The following is a 20,015-nucleotide window of genomic DNA, read 5'->3' on the forward strand; positions in this document are numbered from 1 at the left end:
ATTTGCCGATCCCGAAGCCGCCCTTGCGATTGTCTTGCTGGTTTGGTGAATTGGCGGCTTCCCGCGCGGTCCTTGGAAAAGGCCGGACGGCTTGGCACAACTATGGGGCGGTGCAATGCTGCAGTCGGTCGGAAAGGCTTGGCGTATTCTGGGGCGCGAAGGCGTCTCGGGGGCGATGAACCGGGTGCGTCACCGCCGCGACGGTGTGCTGCTCAGCGATCCCGGAAACCGCCCCGAACGCTGTTTCGTGCTGCTGGGCGAAGGCGTGTTGAAAACGCAATTCCGGACCGAGCTGAAGCGGCGGCATCTGTTGTCGAAAGCGGAGGGACCGAAGGCCGCGCAAAAGATCGTCTTCAACCCGCTGCCCACGGAATTCGACGATACCTCGATCGCTGCGGCGGTGCTGGACGAAGACTACCTGAACCGCATCCGCCCCGAGGATCATGAGATTTTGCAGGGCATCGCATCGGGCTGCGCGTTGATCGTCACCTCGGACGCTGCGCTGCGCCGCGCGTTGGCCCTGGGTGCGGCGCTGCGCGACATCAGCATCGTGCCGCAATCCGCCAAGCGTGCGGCGATCCGTTTGGCCATCGGGCGCTGGCTGGTTTATGCGGGGCTGATGCCGCCTGAAACATATCTGGACGATCTGCTGGCTTTTGCGCCGCCGATCCGCAGCCGGGGCCGGGTCTGCATCAGCCTGCCGGAATATCTGGACCGCCGCGAAGGCTTTCTGGACGGCAATGCCGGCAATTTCGCGATGTTCAACGGCATCCGCATGTTGCCCGCATGGAAGGGCTGCGCCTGGAGCTACAAAGCCATAGCGACCAAGGCGCTGCAGTCGGGCGCGCGCCGCCTGACCATCTGCGAAGACGACGCCTTTTTCGGGGCGGATTTCCAGCAGTATTTCAATGCGGTCAATCGCTATCTGGACCGTGCCGACTGGGACGTCTTCAACGGCGTGATGACCCGCATCGAAGGACGACCCGAAATCATGATGCGCCGCAAGCTGGGCGCGAACCACATCATCCACACGCCCCATATGATGGGGATGGTGTTCAACGTCTACAACCGCACAGCGCTGGAATGGATCGCGGACTGGGATCCCCAAGGTGGCGGGGCACAGACGAACACGATCGACGAATGGCTGAACGCCATGCCGGGGCTGAAGGTGGTATCCGCCGTCCCATTCCTTGCCGGTCACCGCGAGGACGCGCATTCGACCATATTCGGCTTCAAGAACACCCGCTATAGCGGCATGATCCGCGCGACCGAGCGCGAGATTCTGGCACTGGTCGATCCCGCCTAACTGCCAGCCATCCGGCGATAATATACCGCCATCTTGTCGCGCAGCTTGACCTTCAGAAAGCGTGGCGCGGGCCATTGGAAAAAGCGTTCGTCACGCAGCTTTGCAACATCGCGGCCCTGCACATCATGGACTGGACAGCCGCGACGGTCCGCCAGATGCGCCATAATGGCCGCGGCCGAGCCAAGCTCCATCCATGTCGGCTCCATTCGGATCGAGCCGAAGGCGACATGCGTGGCCGACACCCCGCAGACGGAAAAGAAGTTCCCGCAATCCTCGGGGTGGGGCAGCACGATCCATGCGGGCAGGGAATAACGATGCGCATCCAGCGTAAAGAACATGCCTTCGCGCACGACATTCGTGCCGGAATGGTTCGCGCGCCAATGCACCGGCTTGCAATCAAGGTGATACTTCGCCTCGCATAGCGCGTCTTCGGGCGATGCGCCGCCGTTTTCGACGTCCTGCTGGCGAAAGACGTGCTGCCCCTGCAGCCTGCGCCCTTCGCGGACATAGACATCGGGGGGCAGATGCCCCGAGGTTTCATATTCATCGGCGGGCAGGCCGAAATCGGACATGAAATCGCGCACGCCCTGCGGCACCGATGCATCGGTCTGCATGAAATACAGCAGCGCCTGCGTATAGCGGCGAAACTCCTCGTTCAAAGCGCGGCGGCGGTCGGGCGATGCCTCTATCCAGCCTTGCGTCAGCACGGGATTGTTCAGCGGCGCGGCGGGGCCGGAATTCATGTCGAACTTGCCATTGGGCAGTGCGGCAAGGTTGAAATAGGCCGATTTCCATGTCGTCCCCAGCATTGGAATCTGTTTGGCGGCAACGCGACCGTTGCGGATCGTCCGGCCCAGCAGGCGAAACAGCTCGAACCGCGAAAAATCGAAATTGGGGGGCGCGGTGATCGGAACCCTGTTCGCGGCGATATTCGTCAGGGTGGGGCGGATGCAATAGCTTTGCACCTGCATATCCGCAGCACCGACCGCATCCCATGACGGCGGCTGGACAAAGGGCAGCAATGCACCATCCCGGCGCGGCATGATTTCGCGTCGCGAGGTCCATGGCAGCATGGCGCGATATGGCTGACGGCCCGCAAGCCCTTCGTCATATTCATCACGCCCTTCGCGACCCAGCCGATGACGTATCCCGCCCATCGCCATAAGATCGCCCTCATATGATGCATCCACCCACCAGCGGCCCGTCACGCGATGGCCGTCCGACAACACGGCGGCGGTGATGCGGCGATCCTGACGCTGCACGCTGGCAATGTCGCGTTCGGTCGCCAGATGCACCTCGCTTTCGTCCAGCATGGCGCGGAACACCTTCAGCGCGATGCGGCTTTCGATGCGCGCGGGCAGGGTCGGCAGGGCATATTCGTCCCGCACGGCGCGGAAAAACTCCAGCGCGACACCGTTGATCAACGAATCGTTCAGGATGTCGGCGGCATTCAACCCCGATGTCATCATGCCGCCCACCCGCGATGACGGCTCGACCAGCAAGGTGCGCAGCTTCAGCCGCGCGCCGGTGATGGCGGCCATGATGCCCGCAGGCGTGGCACGATAGACCACAAGGTCATAGTTCTGGCGTAGGATCGGCAAAGATTCAGCCCTTGATCAGCACGCCGAAACGCTTGTTCACGATGCAGACAAAATCGTGATGCTCCATCCGCATCATGGCGCGGAACCCTTCGCGGGCGGATTCGGAATAGGACAGATCATCCACCACAATCATGGATTTCGGTGCCATCCAGCCCACCAGCGATTTGAAGCTGCGCAGCAGCGCGTCCTTTTCATGCATGGCGTCGATAAAGGCGAACCCGATCTGCGCCGTGCCCGCAAGCTGACGCGCAAAGCCCGCGAAATCGCCCTGCACGACCCGAGAGCCGGGATCGATCAGAACGACCGATGCCTGCGCCAGTCGCGCATATTCCGAAATTTCAAAGGAAATCAGCGTGCTGCCTTCCTTTCCGCGGGTCGCCGCTGCCAGATACATCGACGAGATGCCAAAGCCCGCGCCATCCTCGACGATCAGGCGGGGATCGGCGGCGCGGGCCAGATTGTGCAGCACCGCACCATAGGCGGGCGAAATCGCCAGCGTGTCCGACGACACCATCCCCGGCCCTTCGCGCCCGGCATGGGCATTGCCGCCATAAGACCCGTGCAGCGGATGCGGCGCATAATGACGCAGCACCGCGCGGCGATGGGCGATGACCGAAAGCACCTCGGCATCCAGCGGCTTTTCGATCACCTTGCGAAAGCGCGCCCGATCCCATGTGGCCGAGTTTTCGCGCAGATATGTGACGGCGAACCGCGCCGCCCCCGCTTTCGGTTCAGGGGCGGGGGCTTCGGCAGAAGCGGCCTCGGGGGTGGTGGGGGCTTCCTCGGGCGGATTGGTGTCGCCTGGAATCTCGTCCATCATGGGAAAGGCCTTGGTGTCAGTCACGCGGTCCGCCTATGTTACCTAGGAAAAGGTGAAGTTTGCCAGCCATTCCTGCGCATCCCGCCGCGTCTGCGCAGTCACCGTGAAGGGTGCGGCATCCAGCAGGGCAGGCAGGTCGATGGGCTTTTTCGCAAGCAGGAAACGGTCATGCGCAATGCTGTCATGGTCGATCGACAGGAATTGCGACAGATCGACCGCATCGGGCGCGCGGTCATGCCCGATCGACTGGTAATAGTCGTCGAACTTGATGCCATCGCCATGGATCTGGCTGGCCGAGTTGGTGACTGTCGCCAGACAGGCCGGGATGCCATAAGCCTGTGCGATGATGACCCCGTGCAACGAGGATGAGATGATGCGTTCGCAATCATGCATTTCGTCCAGAAATGCCTCAATCTCATCATAGCCCAGACGGCGGATGTCGATGCGTTTCACGCCGGTTGCGACGGGCGTGGCCATCTCTTCATGCGTGAAATGCAGGATCAGGCCGGTCTTGTGGCGCGGCTTGGATTTGCGCGGATACAGGATCGGCAAAAGCCATGCCGGGTCGCCATAGACCTCGGGGCAGATGCCGCCGTTTTCGATGATCAGATCGCGGGTCAGCGGGCCGCGCACCGCATGATAGGTCGCGCCTGCCGCCAGTGCATCGCGCGAATTGGGCGTGCCGCTGCCCCACACATGGCTGCCGTCCTTGGCGTATTTGATGACCGAGCCGATAGCGCAAAGCCCGACGCCGCGCCCGGCCCATTTCGGGGGGATGCCGGTCGCCTTTTCGACGATATAGGGGTTCACGATGTCGCCCAGATTGCCGGGATAGGGTTGCTCCCACCAGAAAAGCTGCACCCGGTCGGCTGCCGCCACGCCCTGCGCTTCGGCCCGGCGGTCCAGCGATGCGCGAAACAGGCGGCTGCGCGAAAAGCTGATGACGGCTTCGTTTCCGGTCTGGGCGATTTCGCTGAACAGCCGGTCGGCCTGTTCCCATTCGCCCTTGTCCAGCGCCTGAAGCAGCCGAAAGCGCAGCGCATATGGGAACAGGTCTTGGTTGTCGCGATAGCGTTCCAGATTGACTTCCAGAACAGCGGGATCATTGAACTTGGCCGAGATTTCCAGAAGCTTGTGATAGCTGCCGAAATCCTCGGGGTTGCGGGTCAACAGCGCGTGGTAATATTCGCAGACCTGCGCGCGCTTACCTTGGCGCGCTGCCTCGCGGATCAGGTCAAGGATGACGGCCTTCTGGCTTTCGGGGCGCAGGATGTCGGGGCTGTGCTGCAAGACCTTGCCCTTGAATTCCTTTACGTTTCCGCTGTCGCCATGCAGGAAATATGCGCCGGGATTTTCGGGATCCTGTGGCCGGGAAATATCATTGGGCGACAGCACCAACAGGCGCGGACGCGCGGTCGTACGGCGAAACGCTTCCTCCAGGATATAATCGTCGGTGAAATCGCCCGTCGTATCCTGTTCGACCCGCTTGCATTCGTAAAGCAGCTCCAGCGTTTCGCGCGTATAGTTCAGGATCAGATAGCCCGGATGGAAACGACGCGCGTAAAGCGCGAAGTTTTCCTGCGGCAGAAAGCGAAAGCCGCGCATGAACACGCCTATGTCGTAAGATCGCCCAGCAAGGTTATCGACATTGCGCAAAAGCTTGGTGTCCACATCGACCCACATGATCGACGCGCGGTGTTTCAGCAGCATCTTGCGATAAAAGCGAACCTTGGCACGGCAGATCTCGCTCCAGCTGGCGTCAGTGCGGAATGCGATGGGCTGAATATCGTGCCGCATGCCCAGTTCGTCGCAACGGGCGCGCAGCTCATTGGCCTTTTCTTCGTAATATCCGCCCTCGGTGTAAAAGCTGACAACGGTGATCCGGGGGCGCACAGGTTCGGTCCGGCCGCGCAGATAACGCAGCATGGAATCGGGCAGGAGTTTTTTGGCCAGTCGCACCGAAAACGGTGCGGGCGTAGGTCGGAAAAAGGCTGTGGTGGGCGTGGTTTCGGTCATCTGATCAGCTTCCTGCGAGGGGATTTCATCACCGCAAAGTTGCGGCATGTCGAAAGAATGATTAGGTCACTGCAAATCGGGCACTCATTCACTTTTTGCCGCGTCAGCAAAGACGGGAGGGGGCGGCACATACTGGTCCAGTCCGTTGATCGCGGACGTCTTGTCTTTTGCCTTGGGCCAATGCGCCGGCCCTGGGTCGTTGCTTTGGCCCGGACCTAGCGTTGCGCAAGGTCGCGATGCCATTTCGTCAGAAGCGCAAGCCCGCTTCCGAAAAGCACGGTGGCAATCAGCACCACATAGATCGGCTCGACATATTCCGCGCGATAGGTCGAATAGAAACCCGAGCGGTTGGTGCCCACGATATGGATCAGCGGATTATACCAAAGCACGGTGCGGAACCCCTCGGGCATACTGTCGAAGGGGATAAAGATGCAGGAAATCAGGAATAGCGGGCGCGTGATGATCGCCCAGACGTTCGCCCAGACGGGAAAGCGCCGCATCAGGAAACAGTTCGCGCAACCGACGCCAAGCGCCAGACCACCCGACATCAGGAACGCCAGAACGACCAGCGGCACGTTCACGATCAGCTCGACATTGTCGTACCAGATGATGCCTGTCAGCACGATGACAAAGACCATTGCGTGAACCATGCAGGCCAAAAGGAACCGCGCAAAGATCGCGTCGACAAAGGTGACGCCGGGATAGAACAACAACTGTTTTGAGAATTGCAGCGACTGCGCCACCTTTTTCGAGATGTCCAGAAACATCAGGAACGGCAGCAGCCCCGTGGCATAGAACAGCGCAAAGCTGGACCCCATTGGCGGAATGCGCACGGCCAGCGAAAAGATCACCGTCAGCAGCGCGATGCCACCCACCGGCTCAAGGATGGTCCAGACGAAGCCGCCCGGCGATTTGCCGTAGGATGTGGACATCTCGCGAAACATCAGCGCGCTGATGGTGCGCCATGCCGGCCATTGGCGCAGCGGGTGATGTTGGGGCAAAAGACCTTGCTGCATCGGCTCAGTCCTCGTCGTCATGGGCGCCGCTGGCGCCGATATTGGCCAGATGCGTCTCGATCGCTTCGTCCACATCCTCGAAATAAGTCAGGCGACCGTGGTGCAGCACCGCCGCTGATTTGCAGACCGACCGGATCATGCTCATGGAATGCGACACCATGATCGCGCCGCTATTCAGCAAGCGGTTGCGGAAATAGGCTTGGCTTTTGTCGCGGAAATTACCGTCGCCGACCGATGTGACCTCATCGACCAGATAAGTGTCGAAATGGATGCCCATCGACACGCCAAAGGCCAGCCGCGACCGCATCCCCGACGAATAATGGCCGAAGGGCAGATACAGGTGATGCCCAAGGTCCGAAAACTTGGCGACGAACTGCAGAAGCTTCTCGGCGTCGATATTGTAGACGCGGGCGATGAAACGGGTGTTCTGCGCCCCCGTCAGGTCGGGGTGGAAACTGCCCGCAAAGCCCACGGGCCATGACACGCTGCCGGTGGTCACGACCTTGCCGCGGTCCGGGCGCACGACACCCGCGATCATGCGCAGCAGCGTCGATTTGCCCGCCCCATTATGGCCCAGCAAGCCCACACTGGCCCCGGTCGGAAAAGTCACGTTCACATCGTGCGCCACCACGGTGGTGCGGCCGTTGACCGTGAAGCTTTTCGAAAGGTTCTCCAGCCGGATCATCAGTGGCGGTCGCGGTTTGAATAGCCGATCAGCACAAGGCTGAGCCAGCCGATAAAGATGAACACCGTCGCCAGCAACGTCACCATCAGACGGCGCGGCCGCGTCGCCGTTTCGGGTGTGGTCGGTTGCACGAAGGTAGCCAGATACCGGTTGTCCTGCTGTGATTTCGACCGTGCCGCCTCGACCCCGGCCAGCGCGAGGCTGTAGCTTTTCTCGGCCAGTTCCAGATCAAGCTGCAGCTTGGTGTATTGGTCGATGACCGAACTGAACGTGACTTCGCCCTGCGGGCCGCCGACATAGCTTTGCTGTTCCTGTTCAATGCGCTGTTGTAGCACATTGACCCGCATCTGGGCCTGATTGACGCGCACATCCGCCGTGCCCTGCTGGCGCAGGGTCTCAAGCTGGATCATTGCCTCGGTCAGTTCCTGCGAAAGCCCGGTGACGATGGTGGCATTGGTGGCGACGACGGCCTGCGGGTCGATCAGCTTGTATTGGTCGCGGAACTTGGCCAGCGCGACGCGCGCATCTGCCAGTTGGCCTTCGGTCTGGTGCAGATCCCGCTGAGCATAGCGCAGCACGTTGTCGCGCGCCTCGTCCGAGATCGAGTTGACCAGCCGCGCCGCTGCCTTGTGCACCCCCTGCGAGATGCGGTTGGCATCTTCGGGCGTAAAGGCGCGGGCCTGGATCTCGGTCATGCCGGTCGCGGCATCGACGCTGATCGTGACCATCTTGCGCCAATAGGCGACCAGCTCCTCTTGGTTGGAACCGTCGTGCAATGCGAAGACCGGATCACCCGATGCCTTGGTAAAGATGCCGCGCAGGTCGATGTCTTGGTCAAGTTGTGCCACAAAATTCGGGCTGCGCAGGTATTTGTAAAGGATCTGCGCGTCGGTGGTGGCATTGCCCACCGACGACAGCCCGATCCCGGCCAGCAGCCCGACATTCTGCGCCTCTTCGTCGCGCACGACGAATGAGACTTCGGACACATACTGATCCTTGGCAATGACGAACATATAGGTCGCAACCAGCAGCGACGGCAGCGCGAACAGCAGCATAAAGCTGCCAAGCAGCAGCGTGTGCTTTTTTGTCCAGACCGCACGCCCCACGGCAGGGGGGATGCGCGGATTGGCGGATTGCACCCGCGGCGGCGGCGTTTCCAGGTCTTTCATCGGTTCCCCTCCTTATTGTTGCGAGGGTTGAAGCATGCGGTCGAACATGGCCGCAGCTTCGGTCAGGGCCGCATAGATTTCGTCCATGGCGGTCTTAGGGATACGTTCATTTTCGACCAGATCGGGCAGTGCGCGCTGGCGCAGGTCGTGGCCGATGGTTTGCGGCATCCGCTCGGGCAGGCCGACGCCTGCGGCATAGTCGCGATATTTCATCTGATCGCCCGCCACCGCATCCTCGAACCCGTCAAAGGTGATCAGGGCAACGGGGATGCCATAGGCCTGACAGGTGATATAGACATGCATCGCGCTGGTCAGCACGGCGTCGTATTGGCCAAGCCTTGCGATGAACGCCTGAATATCGGCGCGCCGCGACAGCAGGACCGACAGCTCATCCACATGCTCGGGCAGCCGCAGCGAGATGTTGCGATGTGCGAAGTGACGCACCAGCGCCAGCCGCCCGTTCGTCGACGCGGGACGCTCCAGCGGGATAAGACGCGGCAGGATCGCCGCCGGGTCGCCAAAGCGTTCCACTTGCGGGCCGCCCGCCGCTGCGACCAACTGCGCCGAATACGGGCCGCGAAGCGAGATATAGGTCGCATCCGGCGCAATCTCGGCATCGGCACGGCTGAAACCTGCGCCTACGACGATCGAACTGGCCTGCGCAAAACGCCCGATCGAGCCGATGCCGATCAGATGCGGTCTGGCACCGATTTCGTCATGGCGCTGGAACCGCACCGGACGCTTCAGCGCGTCGTGAAAGACCAAAGGCGACAGCCAGTCGCCGTAATTACCGGGATAGGGCTTGTCCCACCACAAAAGCGGCAGCGCCGTTTCGTCATCGCCCGAATAATCCAGAAATGCCTGTGCCGCGCCGATCACCGCCCGGTCCGCATTGCCCAGAAGCCTGCGCGAGGAGATGTCGGCCAACCGCGCCTCGACCGCATCGCGGCGGCCTTCGCGGGCGTCGTGGACGATGTTGTAGATGCTGCGCTGCGACAGCTGGCGCGATGCGGGCAGGGTGGGCGACAAAAACTCGGTCAGCCCGATTTCGTCGGACAGCCTGCGCAGCGGCACGGCAAGACGCTGCGGCAGCGCCTCTTGGGTCTGGCGCGCGACCTTCAGCGCCATCGACTTGACGCCGCCCTTGGTCGCCGTGCTGCGTGCGGCGCTGTTGCGCGTGTGCTGCGCAGCCAGCCCCTTGAACGTCGCCACATTGCCGCTGGAGCCGAAATAGAAGAACGGCCTGCGCCCGGTATCGGGCTGGTCGGCACGCCCCAGCAGCATGGAAGAAGGGATCATCTGGAAGGTCAGTTGGTCGGCATTCTTGCGCCACGCCTCCTCGAAAAAGAAGTCGTCGGTCGCGCGCAGCGTCATGCTTTCGCAGGCCAGATGCGCATCGCGGATATAGGCGCGGGCGGCGGGCGTCGTGTTGATGCCCCAAAAGCACGGCTCCCAGAAACGCGCGCTGCTGCCATAGCCGATCCGCATCGGATGGCCGAAGCCGCGCTGGAACCCGATGATGTCCGCCGAAAACCCCGAAACGAAATCCGGCAGATAGTCGATGTCGCAATCGACATCGATCCAGAAGATCTTGCGATCCGGGTTGCGGTCGCAGACCGAATGCAGGAACGGGATCTTCTTGCGGCAGATCTCCAGCCATTCCTCGTCCGGTGCCTTGGGCACTTCGGCGATCTCATGCGCGACGCCCAGCCTGTCCAGCGAGGCGCGCAGATTGGCCGCAGACCGGGCGTAGTATTCGTCCGGCGTATGGAAAGAACAGAACAGAACGTCTGTTGTCATCGGGCCACCAAAGGGCATGTTCGCTTACTTTCCACTCGTCCTGTCAGCGCGGCAGAGAGCCACGCTGCGTAAGCGTCATCTGGTAAACCGCTTTGTTCAAAGCTGGCAACCGGGGGGGCCATAGATCGGCAAGAACCATCCTTTCGGATATGGTTCTTTGGGTAAGCAAAACGGTGTAATACCCCAGGTTTAGAAGAAAATTCTACGGTTTTCAGGGGTCGGAAACGGGGCTTTCACAAGCCCGCATCACGCCTGTCGGGCTGGGCTGGGCGGTGAACTCCGCCCGTGTCGCGAAACCAAAACGGCAAGGTTTCGCGCAAACAATTTAGGCAATGATCACCGTTACGTGACTACAATGCTGCATAGCGGCGAAACGCGGCTGAGGGCCGTCCCTGAGCGTCGAAAAACGCCGATGTGGACAGCGGGCTGCCATCGCCGTAAGTGCCGCTGGCCAGCCAGGCATAACCTTTGATCCAATTGGTGCGATCCATGAACGCGGTGATCTGCGACATGAAATTCAGCGTCGCTTTGGCGTCATAGCGGTTACGTTTACCGCCATTGGCCGCGCGCCAGTCCGCCACGGCGATCTCGGTCACCCAAAGCGGCCTGCCGTAAAGGCGATACGTCTCCTCCAGCCGCTCGATCACCTGTTCCGCATGGGGCGCGGAATAGCTGTGCACCCCGATGGCGTCGATCTTCAGCCCCCGCTTGTCGGCCTGCAGCATGAAATTCGTCATCCAGCGCCCCCGCGCGTTCACGCAGGAAGGCGAGACGATCTCATCCGCCAGATTTTCGATGTTGGGCCAGGCGTCCAGGGCATCCGGCACCGACATGTTCGCCTGATTGCGCCCATCGGGTTCATTGAAGCCGAACAGGATCGGGGGGCGTCCGCTTAGACTGCGAAGTCGCGCCGGGCTGCGCGCGTCGTTCCAACCCCAGATCATCGGCGCAAACGGGATACGGACCGAGGGGTAGGGCGTCAGGTTCCAGTTGTAATACCAGCCGCAATTCAGTTCGGGTCGATACAGTTTCTCGGCCCCGCAAAAGCCTTTCTTCCGGCTGGGCGTCAGGGCGATGGCGGGCATGGCGGCCATGCTGGCCAACCCTGCAAGGCCAAGCTTCACGAATGAACGTCGGGAAAGTTCTGATCGGGTCACGGATTCCGCCTATGAAAATGCCTGATGGAAAAATCGGGCCGCTGCCCGGTTCCAAGACCTACGCGCCGCGCCGCAAGATGTCAGGTAAGAAACTGCCCGTAAAACTAGCACCAGCTTCAGCGTTTGCTGGGCCATATTTCGACATTTGGTAGCAAACACCCGCATTTTTACCCGTAAAACTTCCAGCGAAAGTTCAAAAAAATGGCCGCGCAAGGTGGCCATTTCAGCGCTTTCTAGGGTCGTCCAGAGATCTAACGGAGGTGGATCAGCCCCTTCGACGCTCGTTCTCACGGCGTCAAATCCCAATTCGCTAGATGCTCGCCCGACTTTTGGAATCTACCCGGCAATTAGCGTCCGCAAAAGAGTCCGGCATTCGGCAATGGTCATCCAGGTGTCTGGCAAGTCATTGAGTTCCGGCACCAGGGTATACGGGTGGCCGGGATCGCCTTGCTCTCTCGTTCGGTAGACAAGTCTGAGATTGTGTTCGGGACAGGTGGTCACGAATTCCGCGATGAGCCCTGTCGCAGCTGTGCGCAAGAAGCGCTCGATCTTACCCCGCAACCAAGGCATGCCAGCGACCGTCTTCACATGCGAGATACCCAGAGCGGCAAGAATGACTTCGCGCTCGCGAAGGGTGAAGGCGGGCGCGCAACGCCGGATCCGCGCGGCACTTGACGCGATTTGCATCACCCCTTCCGATCATTTCGGAATGCGGGCAACCACCTTGATCTCAAAATCGAATCCGGCCAGCCAGTTGACGCCGACAGCCGTCCAGTTCGGATAGGGCTTCGACGGAAGGATGTCGTCCTTGACCTTCAGGACCGTTTCAAACTGGGTATCGGGATCTGTATGGAACGAGGTGACATCCACGATATCCTCGAACCCCGCGCCTGCCTCGGCCAGCGTTCCGGCAAGGTGGTCGAACGCGCGCCGGACCTGAACTTCGAAGTCTGGCTCTGGCGAGCCGTCATTGCGGCTGCCGACCTGACCCGACACGAACAACAGGTCCCCTGCACGGATGGCGGCAGAGTAGTTGTGCTTTTCGTAGATTGCCTTCATGGCACTATCCTTTCATGGGTTTATCGGTCCAGAGAGTCCGGTTGCCGTCGATGAAATCGCGCAAGGCGACAGGCGCGCGCCGCGTCAGGCGCGCGACGCAATAGGTGACGCGATCCTCTGCGCCTGCGGCGATGCGGCTGTCCATTGCGGCCAAGGTTCGGGCATAGGCATCATCCATTCCCTGCGCCCGCCAGCGCGCAGCACAGTCTTCCTCGGTCAGGGCGACGTGCCTGACAGGGATGCCCAGACTTGCAGTCAACGCGGCCGCGACCTCGTCGTAACTTAGCGCCTCGGGACCGGTCAGGATGTGATCGCGGTTCCACGCTGTGTTGGACGTCAGCGCCGCCACTGCGGTCGCGGAGATGTCGCCAGCGTCGATGAACCCGCAGCGCCCCTGGCCGGTCGCGGTGAAGATCACCCGATCCTGCATGATCGACCGGCGATGTTGCGTCATCAGGTTCTGCATGAACCAGCTTGGGCGCAGCACTGCCCATTCCGCCGCGTGGGCAGCAATCCACGCATGGACCTCGCCCATCATCGGATCGCCCGGTTCAAGCATGGAGGAGCTGAGCAACACGAACCGCTTTACCCCATTGGCAAGCGCGGCCTGAAGAATGGGGACCATCACCCGCCCATGATCGCTGCGATCCGTGGGGGCGACGATATAGACCGCCTGCGCACCCTCAAGCGCGTTCGATGCAAGCGCAGGGGCCGCCCAGTCGAACGCTACTTCGCCTGCCGCTGAAGGCCTGCGAGTGCCGATGCGGTGCGGGATGCCAGCGGCCGCCAAAGCCGCCGCCACCTTCCCGCCGGTCATTCCCGTGCCGCCGGTTACGAAAATGTCACCCATTCTTCAGAACTGCAATTACCGCGTCCGCACCGCCCGTCGCGGACAGGACAACCAACGGATTCCAGTAGTCGCGGTATCTGCTGATCAGGCCGCCCTCGATATCGATCACCGACACATAGGTCTGATCGTAGCGCGCGCCGTCCTTGTTCGCATGGGCCTTCCCAGTGAATTCCAGCACCGCATGCCGCCCATCGGCCGACAGGATCGCGCGGTCCAGCACCATCGCCTCGATGGTGAACAGCGCGCCGACTTTGGGCAGGTAGTCCGCAAGCGCCGCCTTGCCTTCGATAACTGTCAGGCCGTCCGGCAGCGCAAAGGGAAATTCGAAACTGACATCGTCGGTCATCATGTCAAGCAGCCCAGCCGCATCCGGCCTGATCGCGTCGCCCAGACCTTGGCGCAAAAGGGCCGAGAGGCTGGGAAAGTGGTCGTGGTTCGTCGTCATCGCACTTCACTCCGCTTCAATGGAACGCTATCGTTCCGTCCATATTGGAGCGCGATGGATGGAACGCAAGAGTATCGACCACAAAATCTCCCGCAAGCCGAGTGGGGCGGCGGTGATCCGCACGGATTTGACCGACGCGCTGTTCCGGGCCTTGTTCGAGGAATGGGCGCAGACCGGCTATGCCGCGATCAGTCTGGAACGCGTGGCTGCGCGGGCCGGTGCGGGAAAGGCCGCGATCTATCGACGCTGGCCCTCGAAACGCGAATTCGCATCGGCGGCGATAGAACGGTCGGCGCCGGGGCTTGGCGGCTTCGGCGATCACGGATCGCTGGAGGCGGATATTCTTGCGTATCTCACGATGACGAGGCGCGTTCTGCGCCATCCTCTGGTGCGGCGCATCCTGCCGGACCTGCACGCGGAACGCATGCGGTCGGGCGATCTGGCCCCGCTGCTGGACCATGTCGCGACCACGCGGCGGACCGCAGGCCAGGCAATGCTAGACCGCGCCATCGCGCGGCACGAGCTGCGTCCCGACATCGACCGCGAGTTCGCCTTCGATCTCATCCCCTCGCCGCTTTACTGGCGGATGATCGTGCGCTGCAGGCCGATCGGGCGCGCGGATCTTGAGCGGCAGGCGGCAGTCATTGCTAATGCCCTCCGGTCGTGTTGACGCCATGACGGGCAGAAACAAGGCCAACGCCATCGCATTCTATAAGCTGATGTTCGATGCCTGCCGCCCCCGCGAGGCCATCGAGCACTATGTTGGCGACACCTACATCCAGCACAACCCGCATGTCGCGGACGGCAAAGAGGCCTTCATCGCGTATTTCGAGCGCATGGCCATCGAACATCCGGGAAAGTCGGTGACCATCAAACGCGCCATAGCCGAGGGAAATCTCGTCGCGCTCCACTGTCACCAGATCTGGCCGGACGGGGACGATTACGCGGGCATCGACATCTTCAGGTTCGACAAACACGGGAAGATCGTGGAGCATTGGGACGTCCTGCAACCAATCACCGGACATTCCGCCAACGACAACGGCCTGTTCTGACGTCACCAGCGTTCATCAGAGACAACTACTTTGTAAGCCGATGAAGGTGGACTAGGCTAGGTCGAGGGTGGAATGTATGTGCCGGCTGCTGTTCGCAATCGAGATTTTCAGCGTGGCTTGCGGAAGTCGCTCATATGTATTCGGCCTGTTTCTCGGCTCGCGAGCCGTGGCCATTCTGGGGTTACCCACGCGCCGCGGTCTGGCCGATATGTGCGCCGCCATTGCCGATGGGCGGCCGCATCGCGGCAACGATACGCTTGCCTTGCATGTGGTCGAAATTCTGACGTCAATCGTGGACTCGGGGCAGCAGGCCAAGTTCATTGACCTGACCACGACTTGCACCAGGCCCGATCCACTGACGCCGCCTTTGGCACAAGCGCTGATGGCGGCCCCCGAAACCCCGGCCTTGCGGCCACGATTGTAAGGGTCAGACGATGACTTTGCCCATGCCTGTTCTGGATACGCATTGCCATTTCTGGGATTTATCCCGTGGAGATTACGACTGGTTGAACGGCTCGGGCGGGCCGCTTGCACCGATCCGGCGCGACTTCCTGCCTGCCGATTTCCCCGCCGCGCATCGTGTGATTGCGGTTCAGGCGGCGGCGACGCTGGCGGAAACCGATTTCCTGCTGGAACTGGCCGCGCAGAACGATGCCATCGCGGGCGTCGTGGGTTGGGTCGATCTGACGCGGCCCGGAAGCGTGACGGTCCTGCAGGACCGCGCGGCCAATCCGCTGTTCAAGGGTATCCGCCCGATGTTGCAGAACATCGCCGATACCGACTGGCTTATGACCCAGGCCCGCCCCGAGGTGATCGAGACGGTCACCCGTCTTGGCCTGCGCTTTGACGCCCTGGTGACGGAACGCCATCTGCCTATGCTGGAACGTTTTGTCGCAGCCCATCCCGACCTGCCGGTGATGATCGATCATTGTGCCAAGCCGCAGCCGGGCGCACGACCGGAATGGGAAAAGGGGATGCGGGCGCTGGCCCGACACCCTCGGGTCATGTGCAAATTCTCGGGTCTGCCGAGTGAACTGTCGCCCGCGGAGCGCGTGGCGCCGCAGGCGGCGGTGGTTCATGTGCTGTCGCAATTGCTGGAATGGTTCGGCCCGGAACGGCTGGTCTGGGGCAGCGACTGGCCGGTGCTGACGCTGGCCGCCAGCTATCTGGACTGGCAATCGCTTAGCCGCGATGTGCTGGCGCATCTCCCGCAGGACCAACAGGCCGCGATTTTCCACGGCAATGGCGCACGGTTCTACGGTATCTGAACACCAAAGGGGATATGGGGCATGGATATGGGGCTTAAGGACAAGGTGGTCATAGTGACCGGCGGGGGATCAGGCATCGGCGCCGGCATCACCGAGGTGCTGGAATGCGATCAGGAGGACTTTCTCAGAGGCGATGATCGGACCTTCATCCGCCGTGATGCCTTGCCGAAAGGGGTCGGGATCGGGACTTTGGCGGACCTGCAGCGTCTTGGCCTCATCGTCTGTGGCGTGAGCCGGTGGCGGCAAAAGGAGGGTTTCCGGATCACGCAGGCGGGCAGGGATGCAATCGGAGGAAGCGGACATCCTCAATAGCCTTGCTGCTCCAGAAAACCATCGAGATGCGTGATCACCCGCGCCCGCACCGAGCGCGACACCGTCGGTGTCAGTCCAGCGATCCCTTCCGGATCGAGCTCCTGGCGCAGGCGATCATGCGCGGTGGCCCGCCCGGGATCGTGCCAACCGGACAGCGGGCTTTCCCGGCCCAAGCGTCGCGCGCGCCACCAAGGGATCCAGAATACGGTAGAGGACGCGGATGGTCACTGTCTCGGCAGACACCTGCAGGCCAGTCTCTGCGACCGGCCCGGTCGCATTGGTCTTTGTTTCACTTGGACGCGGTCGCGCCGAGACAGATGGCGGGGGGAGGGCAGGTTCTGCAGCCTCGCGCGCGATTTGCCGCGGGAGGCGAATGAGGCGAAGCTGCGTAAAGATCAGCGGCCTGAACGCGACCGGGATCGACGAAGGCACGTTGATGCTGCCCGAGACTCAAAGCTGCTACGCAGCTTCACGCCGCGATGCCGCCATTCGACGCCTTGTATAGAATCGCGACGGGAGGCCTTGTAGGATAATGAAGCCGACACACAAAATTAACACTTCATGACCAGCATTCCACTCTTAAGTGGTCGGCACGGTAACAGCGTTGATCATTTACTCGGCGCCAGCGGTGATCGCGGTACAGTTTAGCATAGGGTGATGGCTATGATGCATCAGCCGCCTGGACGCGGTGGCGCAGGCGCGATCGGACAAGGTCGTGCTCAGCGTTAAATGAGCAGAGATAAGTCCCCGGCTCCTCCGGCTTACATCAATGCTTTTTGTGCGTGGGTTTAAGCGTCGGAGTATTTGCCAGTGCCCCGACCATGTGCCACAGTTTTTTTACAGCCGGATTCAATCACAAGGCGCGTCGTATACAATATGAGTTCGATTGCGATCATTCTTCAACTGGCTGGGGCGGTTACGCTACTGTTATTCGGGCTGGGGTTGGTGCGAGACGGAATGCTTGAGGCCTTTGGCCTGCGCATGAAGATGATCCTTGGCTTTGGCACCCGCACTCGGCCCCGCGCCTTTGCATCGGGATTGCTGGCAACGTTGGGGCTGCAATCCTCGACCGCGACAGCCCTCCTCACAGCATCCTTTGTCGATCGCCAGCTGATTGGCAGCCGCATGGCGCAGATCGTGCTGCTAGGGGCGAATGTTGGGACCGCGCTGACAGCGGTGCTGGTTTCGGTTCAGATCGATGCGGTCGCACCCTGTCTGGTTCTCGCGGGCTATGTGCTGCGCCAAAGGAGCCAAACCATAGCGTCGGGTATCGGCGGTGCGCTGATCGGGGTCGGATTGATGCTTGTCTCGTTGACGCTGTTGGAGCATGCGACCATGCCGATGCGGGATTCGCCGCTGCTGGCGGCATTTTTACCTATGCTCGACAATGCTTGGCCTGTTGCGTTGTTGCTGGCGGCGGGGATTTCGGTCGTCTGCTCATCGTCTCTGGCGGCGGTGCTGTTGATCGCCTCGGTCCCTTTGCCGCCAGAACTCACGGTTGTGCTCGTGCTCGGTGCTAATCTGGGCGGCGCGGTGTCGCCCGTGCTTGCCAGCGCTGGATTGGGTGTGGTCGCGCGGCGTGTCGCGACTGGAAACTTGATCGTGCGCGGCATCGGCTGCCTTATCGCACTGCCGCTGATCTCCCCAATTGTGCCGCAGCTGGTCGCCCTGCCAATGGATCTGACCGGACTGGCTGTCGAAGCGCATTTGATCTTCAATATTGCGCTCGCCGCGGCGATCTGGCCGCTGAATCGGGCCGTCGTCAGTTTGGTCGAGCACCTTCTGCCCGGTGAAGCGCCCGCGACGGCCGCGCGGCGCAATTGGCTGGATGACAGTCTGCTGGACAAGCCGCTGCTGGCGCTAAGCGGGGCCAGCCGCGAGGTGCTGGCCATTGGCGATGCTGTCGAACGCATGCTCTCACAAACCCGCACCGCCTTCCGAACGGACAATAGCAGCCCACTCGCCGAAGTTGCGGAGCTTGAGAGCCAGGTCGACTGCCGCCAGCAGGAGGTTAAGAATTATCTCTCACGCCTGACCGGCAACGCCTCTGAAGATGAACGGCGCCGGTCCATCGACATTCTGGATTACGTTATAAATCTGGAACATATCGGCGATATCGTCGACAAGGGCCTTGCCGCTGAGGTGCACAAAAAAATCGGTCTAGGCCTGCGCTTTTCTGACGAAGGCTATCAGGAACTGGAACGGCTATTTTTGGTCACGCAAGAGGTGCTGCGGATGGCCCAAACCGTCTTTATGACTCGCGACCGTGACATGGCTCGGCAACTGATGGAGCTGAAGGTCGAGATCCGTAATCAGGAACGCCAATCGGCCCAACGTCACCTGATTAGGCTCCGCGAAGGCCAGGCCCAAAGCCGCGAGACCTCATCATTGCACTTGGATATTCTGCGCGATCTGAAACGCATTAACTCCCATGCAGTGTCAGTCGCTCATCCAATTTTGGACGAACAAGGACTGCTTGTAGAAAGTCGGTTGCGCGCGACACGATCGGCCCAAAGTTCATAGCTGATATCTGCTTGTTGAATCTCACGCGGAACTGAGCCGCGTTTTGTCACCGAGAAGTGAGCCACCTCTGATTATCGATTTAGGTTCAAGCAGGGGTCAAGGGCGGGTGTGTCTCCTTCTTCGTTCTTGCTGCAGCTGCTGAACTTGCCTTGATGCGGAAGCTGTCGTTTCCGGTCTTCAGGATGTGACAGCTGTGGGTGAGGCGGTCGAGCAAGGCAGTGGTCATCTTGGCATCACCAAAGACGGTGGCCCATTCGCTGAAGCTGAGGTTGGTGGTGATCGCCGCGCTGGTGCGCTCGTATAGCTTGCTCAGCAGATGGAACAGGAGCGCCTCGCCCAAGGCGCTGAAGGGCGGATAGCCAAGTTCATCCAGGATCACGAGGTCGCGCTTGGTCAGCCACTCGGCGATCTGCCCTGCCTTGGCCTTTTCCTGTTCGCGGGCGTTGACCAGTTAGATGGTGGAGAAGAACCTGACCTTTCGGCGGTGATGTTCGATGACCTGGTTCCCGAGGGCGGTGGCAACATGGGTCACGGTTGAACTCTTCGCTGTGTGTCGCTGCAATATACTGTCTCCTCTGAAGAGAGCATTGCTCTCAGAAGACCGGAACAAAACCGATGCAGGTCCACAATTGCGGTCCGCACCATGGGCGCGGCCCGATCCATTTAATCGCCGGAGCCGGGGATCGACCGGGCAGGGGGCCCGGCTCACCCCGGCGCCGCAGACTTTTCCGATCACATGTCGTCCGCCTCGCATCCGCCGTCCGGTCGGATCAAGGGGCAAGCGCCGCGCAGGCGCGTCGTCTGCGGCCGGGCCCGTGTCCTCGCTTTGCTGCGGGCCGCGCCAGCCCGGCCTCCGACCCATGACCGCCCGGCCTGCGGCCACGGGCAGGGCGGTGCCCTCCCCGTTCTGCCCTCCGGAAAACACCGGGGTTTTCC

General features: G+C 61.3%; 20 protein-coding genes and 1 pseudogene. 7 read left to right on the forward strand and 14 right to left on the reverse strand.

Annotation, left to right across the window (positions count from 1 at the left end; translation table 11 throughout):
* Positions 1-91: 91 nt before the first annotated feature.
* Positions 92-1,306, forward strand: a complete 1,215-nt coding sequence (locus tag FN835_RS13400; RefSeq protein WP_185958675.1) for a glycosyltransferase family 25 protein — start codon at positions 92-94, stop codon at positions 1,304-1,306.
* Here FN835_RS13400 and FN835_RS13405 read toward each other — a convergent pair.
* The 12 genes from FN835_RS13405 to FN835_RS13460 all read right to left on the reverse strand — a co-directional run bounded on the left by FN835_RS13405 (position 1,303) and on the right by FN835_RS13460 (position 13,924).
* Positions 1,303-2,907, reverse strand: a complete 1,605-nt coding sequence (locus FN835_RS13405; RefSeq protein WP_142663733.1) for an FAD-dependent oxidoreductase — start codon at positions 2,905-2,907, stop codon at positions 1,303-1,305. The genes FN835_RS13400 and FN835_RS13405 overlap by 4 nt on opposite strands.
* A gap of 4 nt (positions 2,908-2,911) precedes the next feature.
* Positions 2,912-3,751, reverse strand: a complete 840-nt coding sequence (locus tag FN835_RS13410; RefSeq protein ID WP_142663734.1) for an O-methyltransferase — start codon at positions 3,749-3,751, stop codon at positions 2,912-2,914.
* Positions 3,752-3,769: 18 nt separating this feature from the next.
* A complete protein-coding gene (locus FN835_RS13415; RefSeq protein WP_185958676.1) occupies positions 3,770-5,743 on the reverse strand; it encodes a polysaccharide pyruvyl transferase family protein in 1,974 nt (657 codons plus the stop codon).
* Positions 5,744-5,958: 215 nt separating this feature from the next.
* Positions 5,959-6,780, reverse strand: a complete 822-nt coding sequence (locus FN835_RS13420) for an ABC transporter permease (protein WP_246098738.1) — start codon at positions 6,778-6,780, stop codon at positions 5,959-5,961.
* A complete protein-coding gene (locus FN835_RS13425; protein ID WP_142663736.1) occupies positions 6,764-7,444 on the reverse strand; it encodes an ABC transporter ATP-binding protein in 681 nt (226 codons plus the stop codon). The genes FN835_RS13420 and FN835_RS13425 overlap by 17 nt, the downstream gene beginning before the upstream one ends.
* A complete protein-coding gene (locus tag FN835_RS13430) occupies positions 7,444-8,613 on the reverse strand; it encodes a KpsE/RkpR family capsule polysaccharide export protein (protein ID WP_142663737.1) in 1,170 nt (389 codons plus the stop codon). The genes FN835_RS13425 and FN835_RS13430 overlap by 1 nt, the downstream gene beginning before the upstream one ends.
* Positions 8,614-8,625: 12 nt before the next feature.
* On the reverse strand, positions 8,626-10,413 hold the full coding sequence (locus FN835_RS13435; RefSeq protein ID WP_185958677.1) for a polysaccharide pyruvyl transferase family protein: 1,788 nt from the start codon (positions 10,411-10,413) through the stop codon (positions 8,626-8,628).
* 350 nt (positions 10,414-10,763) lie between these two features.
* Complete coding sequence (locus FN835_RS13440; protein ID WP_185958678.1) at positions 10,764-11,570, reverse strand: glycosyl hydrolase; 807 nt, start codon at positions 11,568-11,570, stop codon at positions 10,764-10,766.
* Positions 11,571-11,906: 336 nt separating this feature from the next.
* The gene (locus FN835_RS13445; protein WP_142663740.1) at positions 11,907-12,257 is read right to left on the reverse strand and encodes a transposase family protein; all 351 of its coding nucleotides are present in this window, start codon (positions 12,255-12,257) and stop codon (positions 11,907-11,909) included.
* Between the two features lie 12 nt (positions 12,258-12,269).
* Positions 12,270-12,629, reverse strand: a complete 360-nt coding sequence (locus FN835_RS13450) for a RidA family protein (RefSeq protein WP_142663741.1) — start codon at positions 12,627-12,629, stop codon at positions 12,270-12,272.
* Positions 12,630-12,633: 4 nt separating this feature from the next.
* Complete coding sequence (locus FN835_RS13455) at positions 12,634-13,479, reverse strand: NmrA family NAD(P)-binding protein (RefSeq protein WP_142663742.1); 846 nt, start codon at positions 13,477-13,479, stop codon at positions 12,634-12,636.
* Positions 13,472-13,924, reverse strand: coding sequence for a nuclear transport factor 2 family protein (locus FN835_RS13460; protein WP_142663743.1), 453 nt, complete (start codon positions 13,922-13,924; stop codon positions 13,472-13,474). The genes FN835_RS13455 and FN835_RS13460 overlap by 8 nt, the downstream gene beginning before the upstream one ends.
* 58 nt (positions 13,925-13,982) lie before the next feature.
* Between FN835_RS13460 and FN835_RS13465 the strand changes: the two genes are divergently transcribed.
* From FN835_RS13465 to FN835_RS21450, 5 genes are all read left to right on the forward strand, one after another.
* Positions 13,983-14,594: a TetR-like C-terminal domain-containing protein gene (locus FN835_RS13465; RefSeq protein WP_142663744.1), complete on the forward strand. Its 612-nt coding sequence runs from the start codon at positions 13,983-13,985 to the stop codon at positions 14,592-14,594.
* Between the two features lie 4 nt (positions 14,595-14,598).
* A complete protein-coding gene (locus FN835_RS13470; protein WP_142663745.1) occupies positions 14,599-14,976 on the forward strand; it encodes a nuclear transport factor 2 family protein in 378 nt (125 codons plus the stop codon).
* 76 nt (positions 14,977-15,052) lie between these two features.
* Entirely contained in the window at positions 15,053-15,400 is a 348-nt protein-coding gene (locus tag FN835_RS13475) for a hypothetical protein (protein ID WP_142663746.1), read from the forward strand.
* Positions 15,401-15,410: 10 nt separating this feature from the next.
* Positions 15,411-16,244, forward strand: coding sequence for an amidohydrolase family protein (locus FN835_RS13480; RefSeq protein WP_246098739.1), 834 nt, complete (start codon positions 15,411-15,413; stop codon positions 16,242-16,244).
* A 21-nt stretch (positions 16,245-16,265) separates the two neighbouring features.
* Positions 16,266-16,556, forward strand: coding sequence for a hypothetical protein (locus FN835_RS21450; RefSeq protein ID WP_221930423.1), 291 nt, complete (start codon positions 16,266-16,268; stop codon positions 16,554-16,556).
* Here the strand turns inward: FN835_RS21450 and FN835_RS13490 are convergent.
* Positions 16,550-16,729, reverse strand: coding sequence for a hypothetical protein (locus FN835_RS13490; protein ID WP_142663747.1), 180 nt, complete (start codon positions 16,727-16,729; stop codon positions 16,550-16,552). The genes FN835_RS21450 and FN835_RS13490 overlap by 7 nt on opposite strands.
* A gap of 703 nt (positions 16,730-17,432) precedes the next feature.
* On the opposite strand from FN835_RS13490, the gene FN835_RS13495 reads away from it, so the two are divergent.
* Positions 17,433-19,079 carry a Na/Pi cotransporter family protein gene (locus tag FN835_RS13495; protein WP_142663748.1) on the forward strand — a complete coding sequence of 549 codons (1,647 nt, stop codon included), beginning with the start codon at positions 17,433-17,435 and terminating at the stop codon, positions 19,077-19,079.
* A gap of 85 nt (positions 19,080-19,164) precedes the next feature.
* Here FN835_RS13495 and FN835_RS13500 read toward each other — a convergent pair.
* Positions 19,165-19,608: pseudogene (locus FN835_RS13500) on the reverse strand (ATP-binding protein); the annotation flags it as partial.
* Positions 19,609-20,015 lie beyond the last annotated feature (407 nt).

Source organism: Paracoccus laeviglucosivorans, assembly GCF_900182695.1.
In the GTDB taxonomy this organism is placed as follows: domain Bacteria; phylum Pseudomonadota; class Alphaproteobacteria; order Rhodobacterales; family Rhodobacteraceae; genus Paracoccus; species Paracoccus laeviglucosivorans.

Excerpts from the sequence above, each read along its gene's own strand:
- FN835_RS13415 (WP_185958676.1), bottom strand. The coding sequence starts at position 5,743 with ATGACCGAAACCACGCCCACCACAGCCTTTTTCCGACCTACGCCCGCA.
- FN835_RS13420 (WP_246098738.1), bottom strand. The coding sequence starts at position 6,780 with ATGACGACGAGGACTGAGCCGATGCAGCAAGGTCTTTTGCCCCAACAT.
- FN835_RS13425 (WP_142663736.1), bottom strand. The coding sequence starts at position 7,444 with ATGATCCGGCTGGAGAACCTTTCGAAAAGCTTCACGGTCAACGGCCGC.
- FN835_RS13430 (WP_142663737.1), bottom strand. The coding sequence starts at position 8,613 with ATGAAAGACCTGGAAACGCCGCCGCCGCGGGTGCAATCCGCCAATCCG.
- FN835_RS13435 (WP_185958677.1), bottom strand. The coding sequence starts at position 10,413 with ATGACAACAGACGTTCTGTTCTGTTCTTTCCATACGCCGGACGAATAC.
- FN835_RS13445 (WP_142663740.1), bottom strand. The coding sequence starts at position 12,257 with ATGCAAATCGCGTCAAGTGCCGCGCGGATCCGGCGTTGCGCGCCCGCC.
- FN835_RS13450 (WP_142663741.1), bottom strand. The coding sequence starts at position 12,629 with ATGAAGGCAATCTACGAAAAGCACAACTACTCTGCCGCCATCCGTGCA.
- FN835_RS13455 (WP_142663742.1), bottom strand. The coding sequence starts at position 13,479 with ATGGGTGACATTTTCGTAACCGGCGGCACGGGAATGACCGGCGGGAAG.
- FN835_RS13460 (WP_142663743.1), bottom strand. The coding sequence starts at position 13,924 with ATGACGACGAACCACGACCACTTTCCCAGCCTCTCGGCCCTTTTGCGC.
- FN835_RS13465 (WP_142663744.1), top strand. The coding sequence starts at position 13,983 with ATGGAACGCAAGAGTATCGACCACAAAATCTCCCGCAAGCCGAGTGGG.
- FN835_RS13470 (WP_142663745.1), top strand. The coding sequence starts at position 14,599 with ATGACGGGCAGAAACAAGGCCAACGCCATCGCATTCTATAAGCTGATG.
- FN835_RS13475 (WP_142663746.1), top strand. The coding sequence starts at position 15,053 with ATGTGCCGGCTGCTGTTCGCAATCGAGATTTTCAGCGTGGCTTGCGGA.
- FN835_RS13480 (WP_246098739.1), top strand. The coding sequence starts at position 15,411 with ATGACTTTGCCCATGCCTGTTCTGGATACGCATTGCCATTTCTGGGAT.
- FN835_RS21450 (WP_221930423.1), top strand. The coding sequence starts at position 16,266 with ATGGATATGGGGCTTAAGGACAAGGTGGTCATAGTGACCGGCGGGGGA.
- FN835_RS13495 (WP_142663748.1), top strand. The coding sequence starts at position 17,433 with ATGAGTTCGATTGCGATCATTCTTCAACTGGCTGGGGCGGTTACGCTA.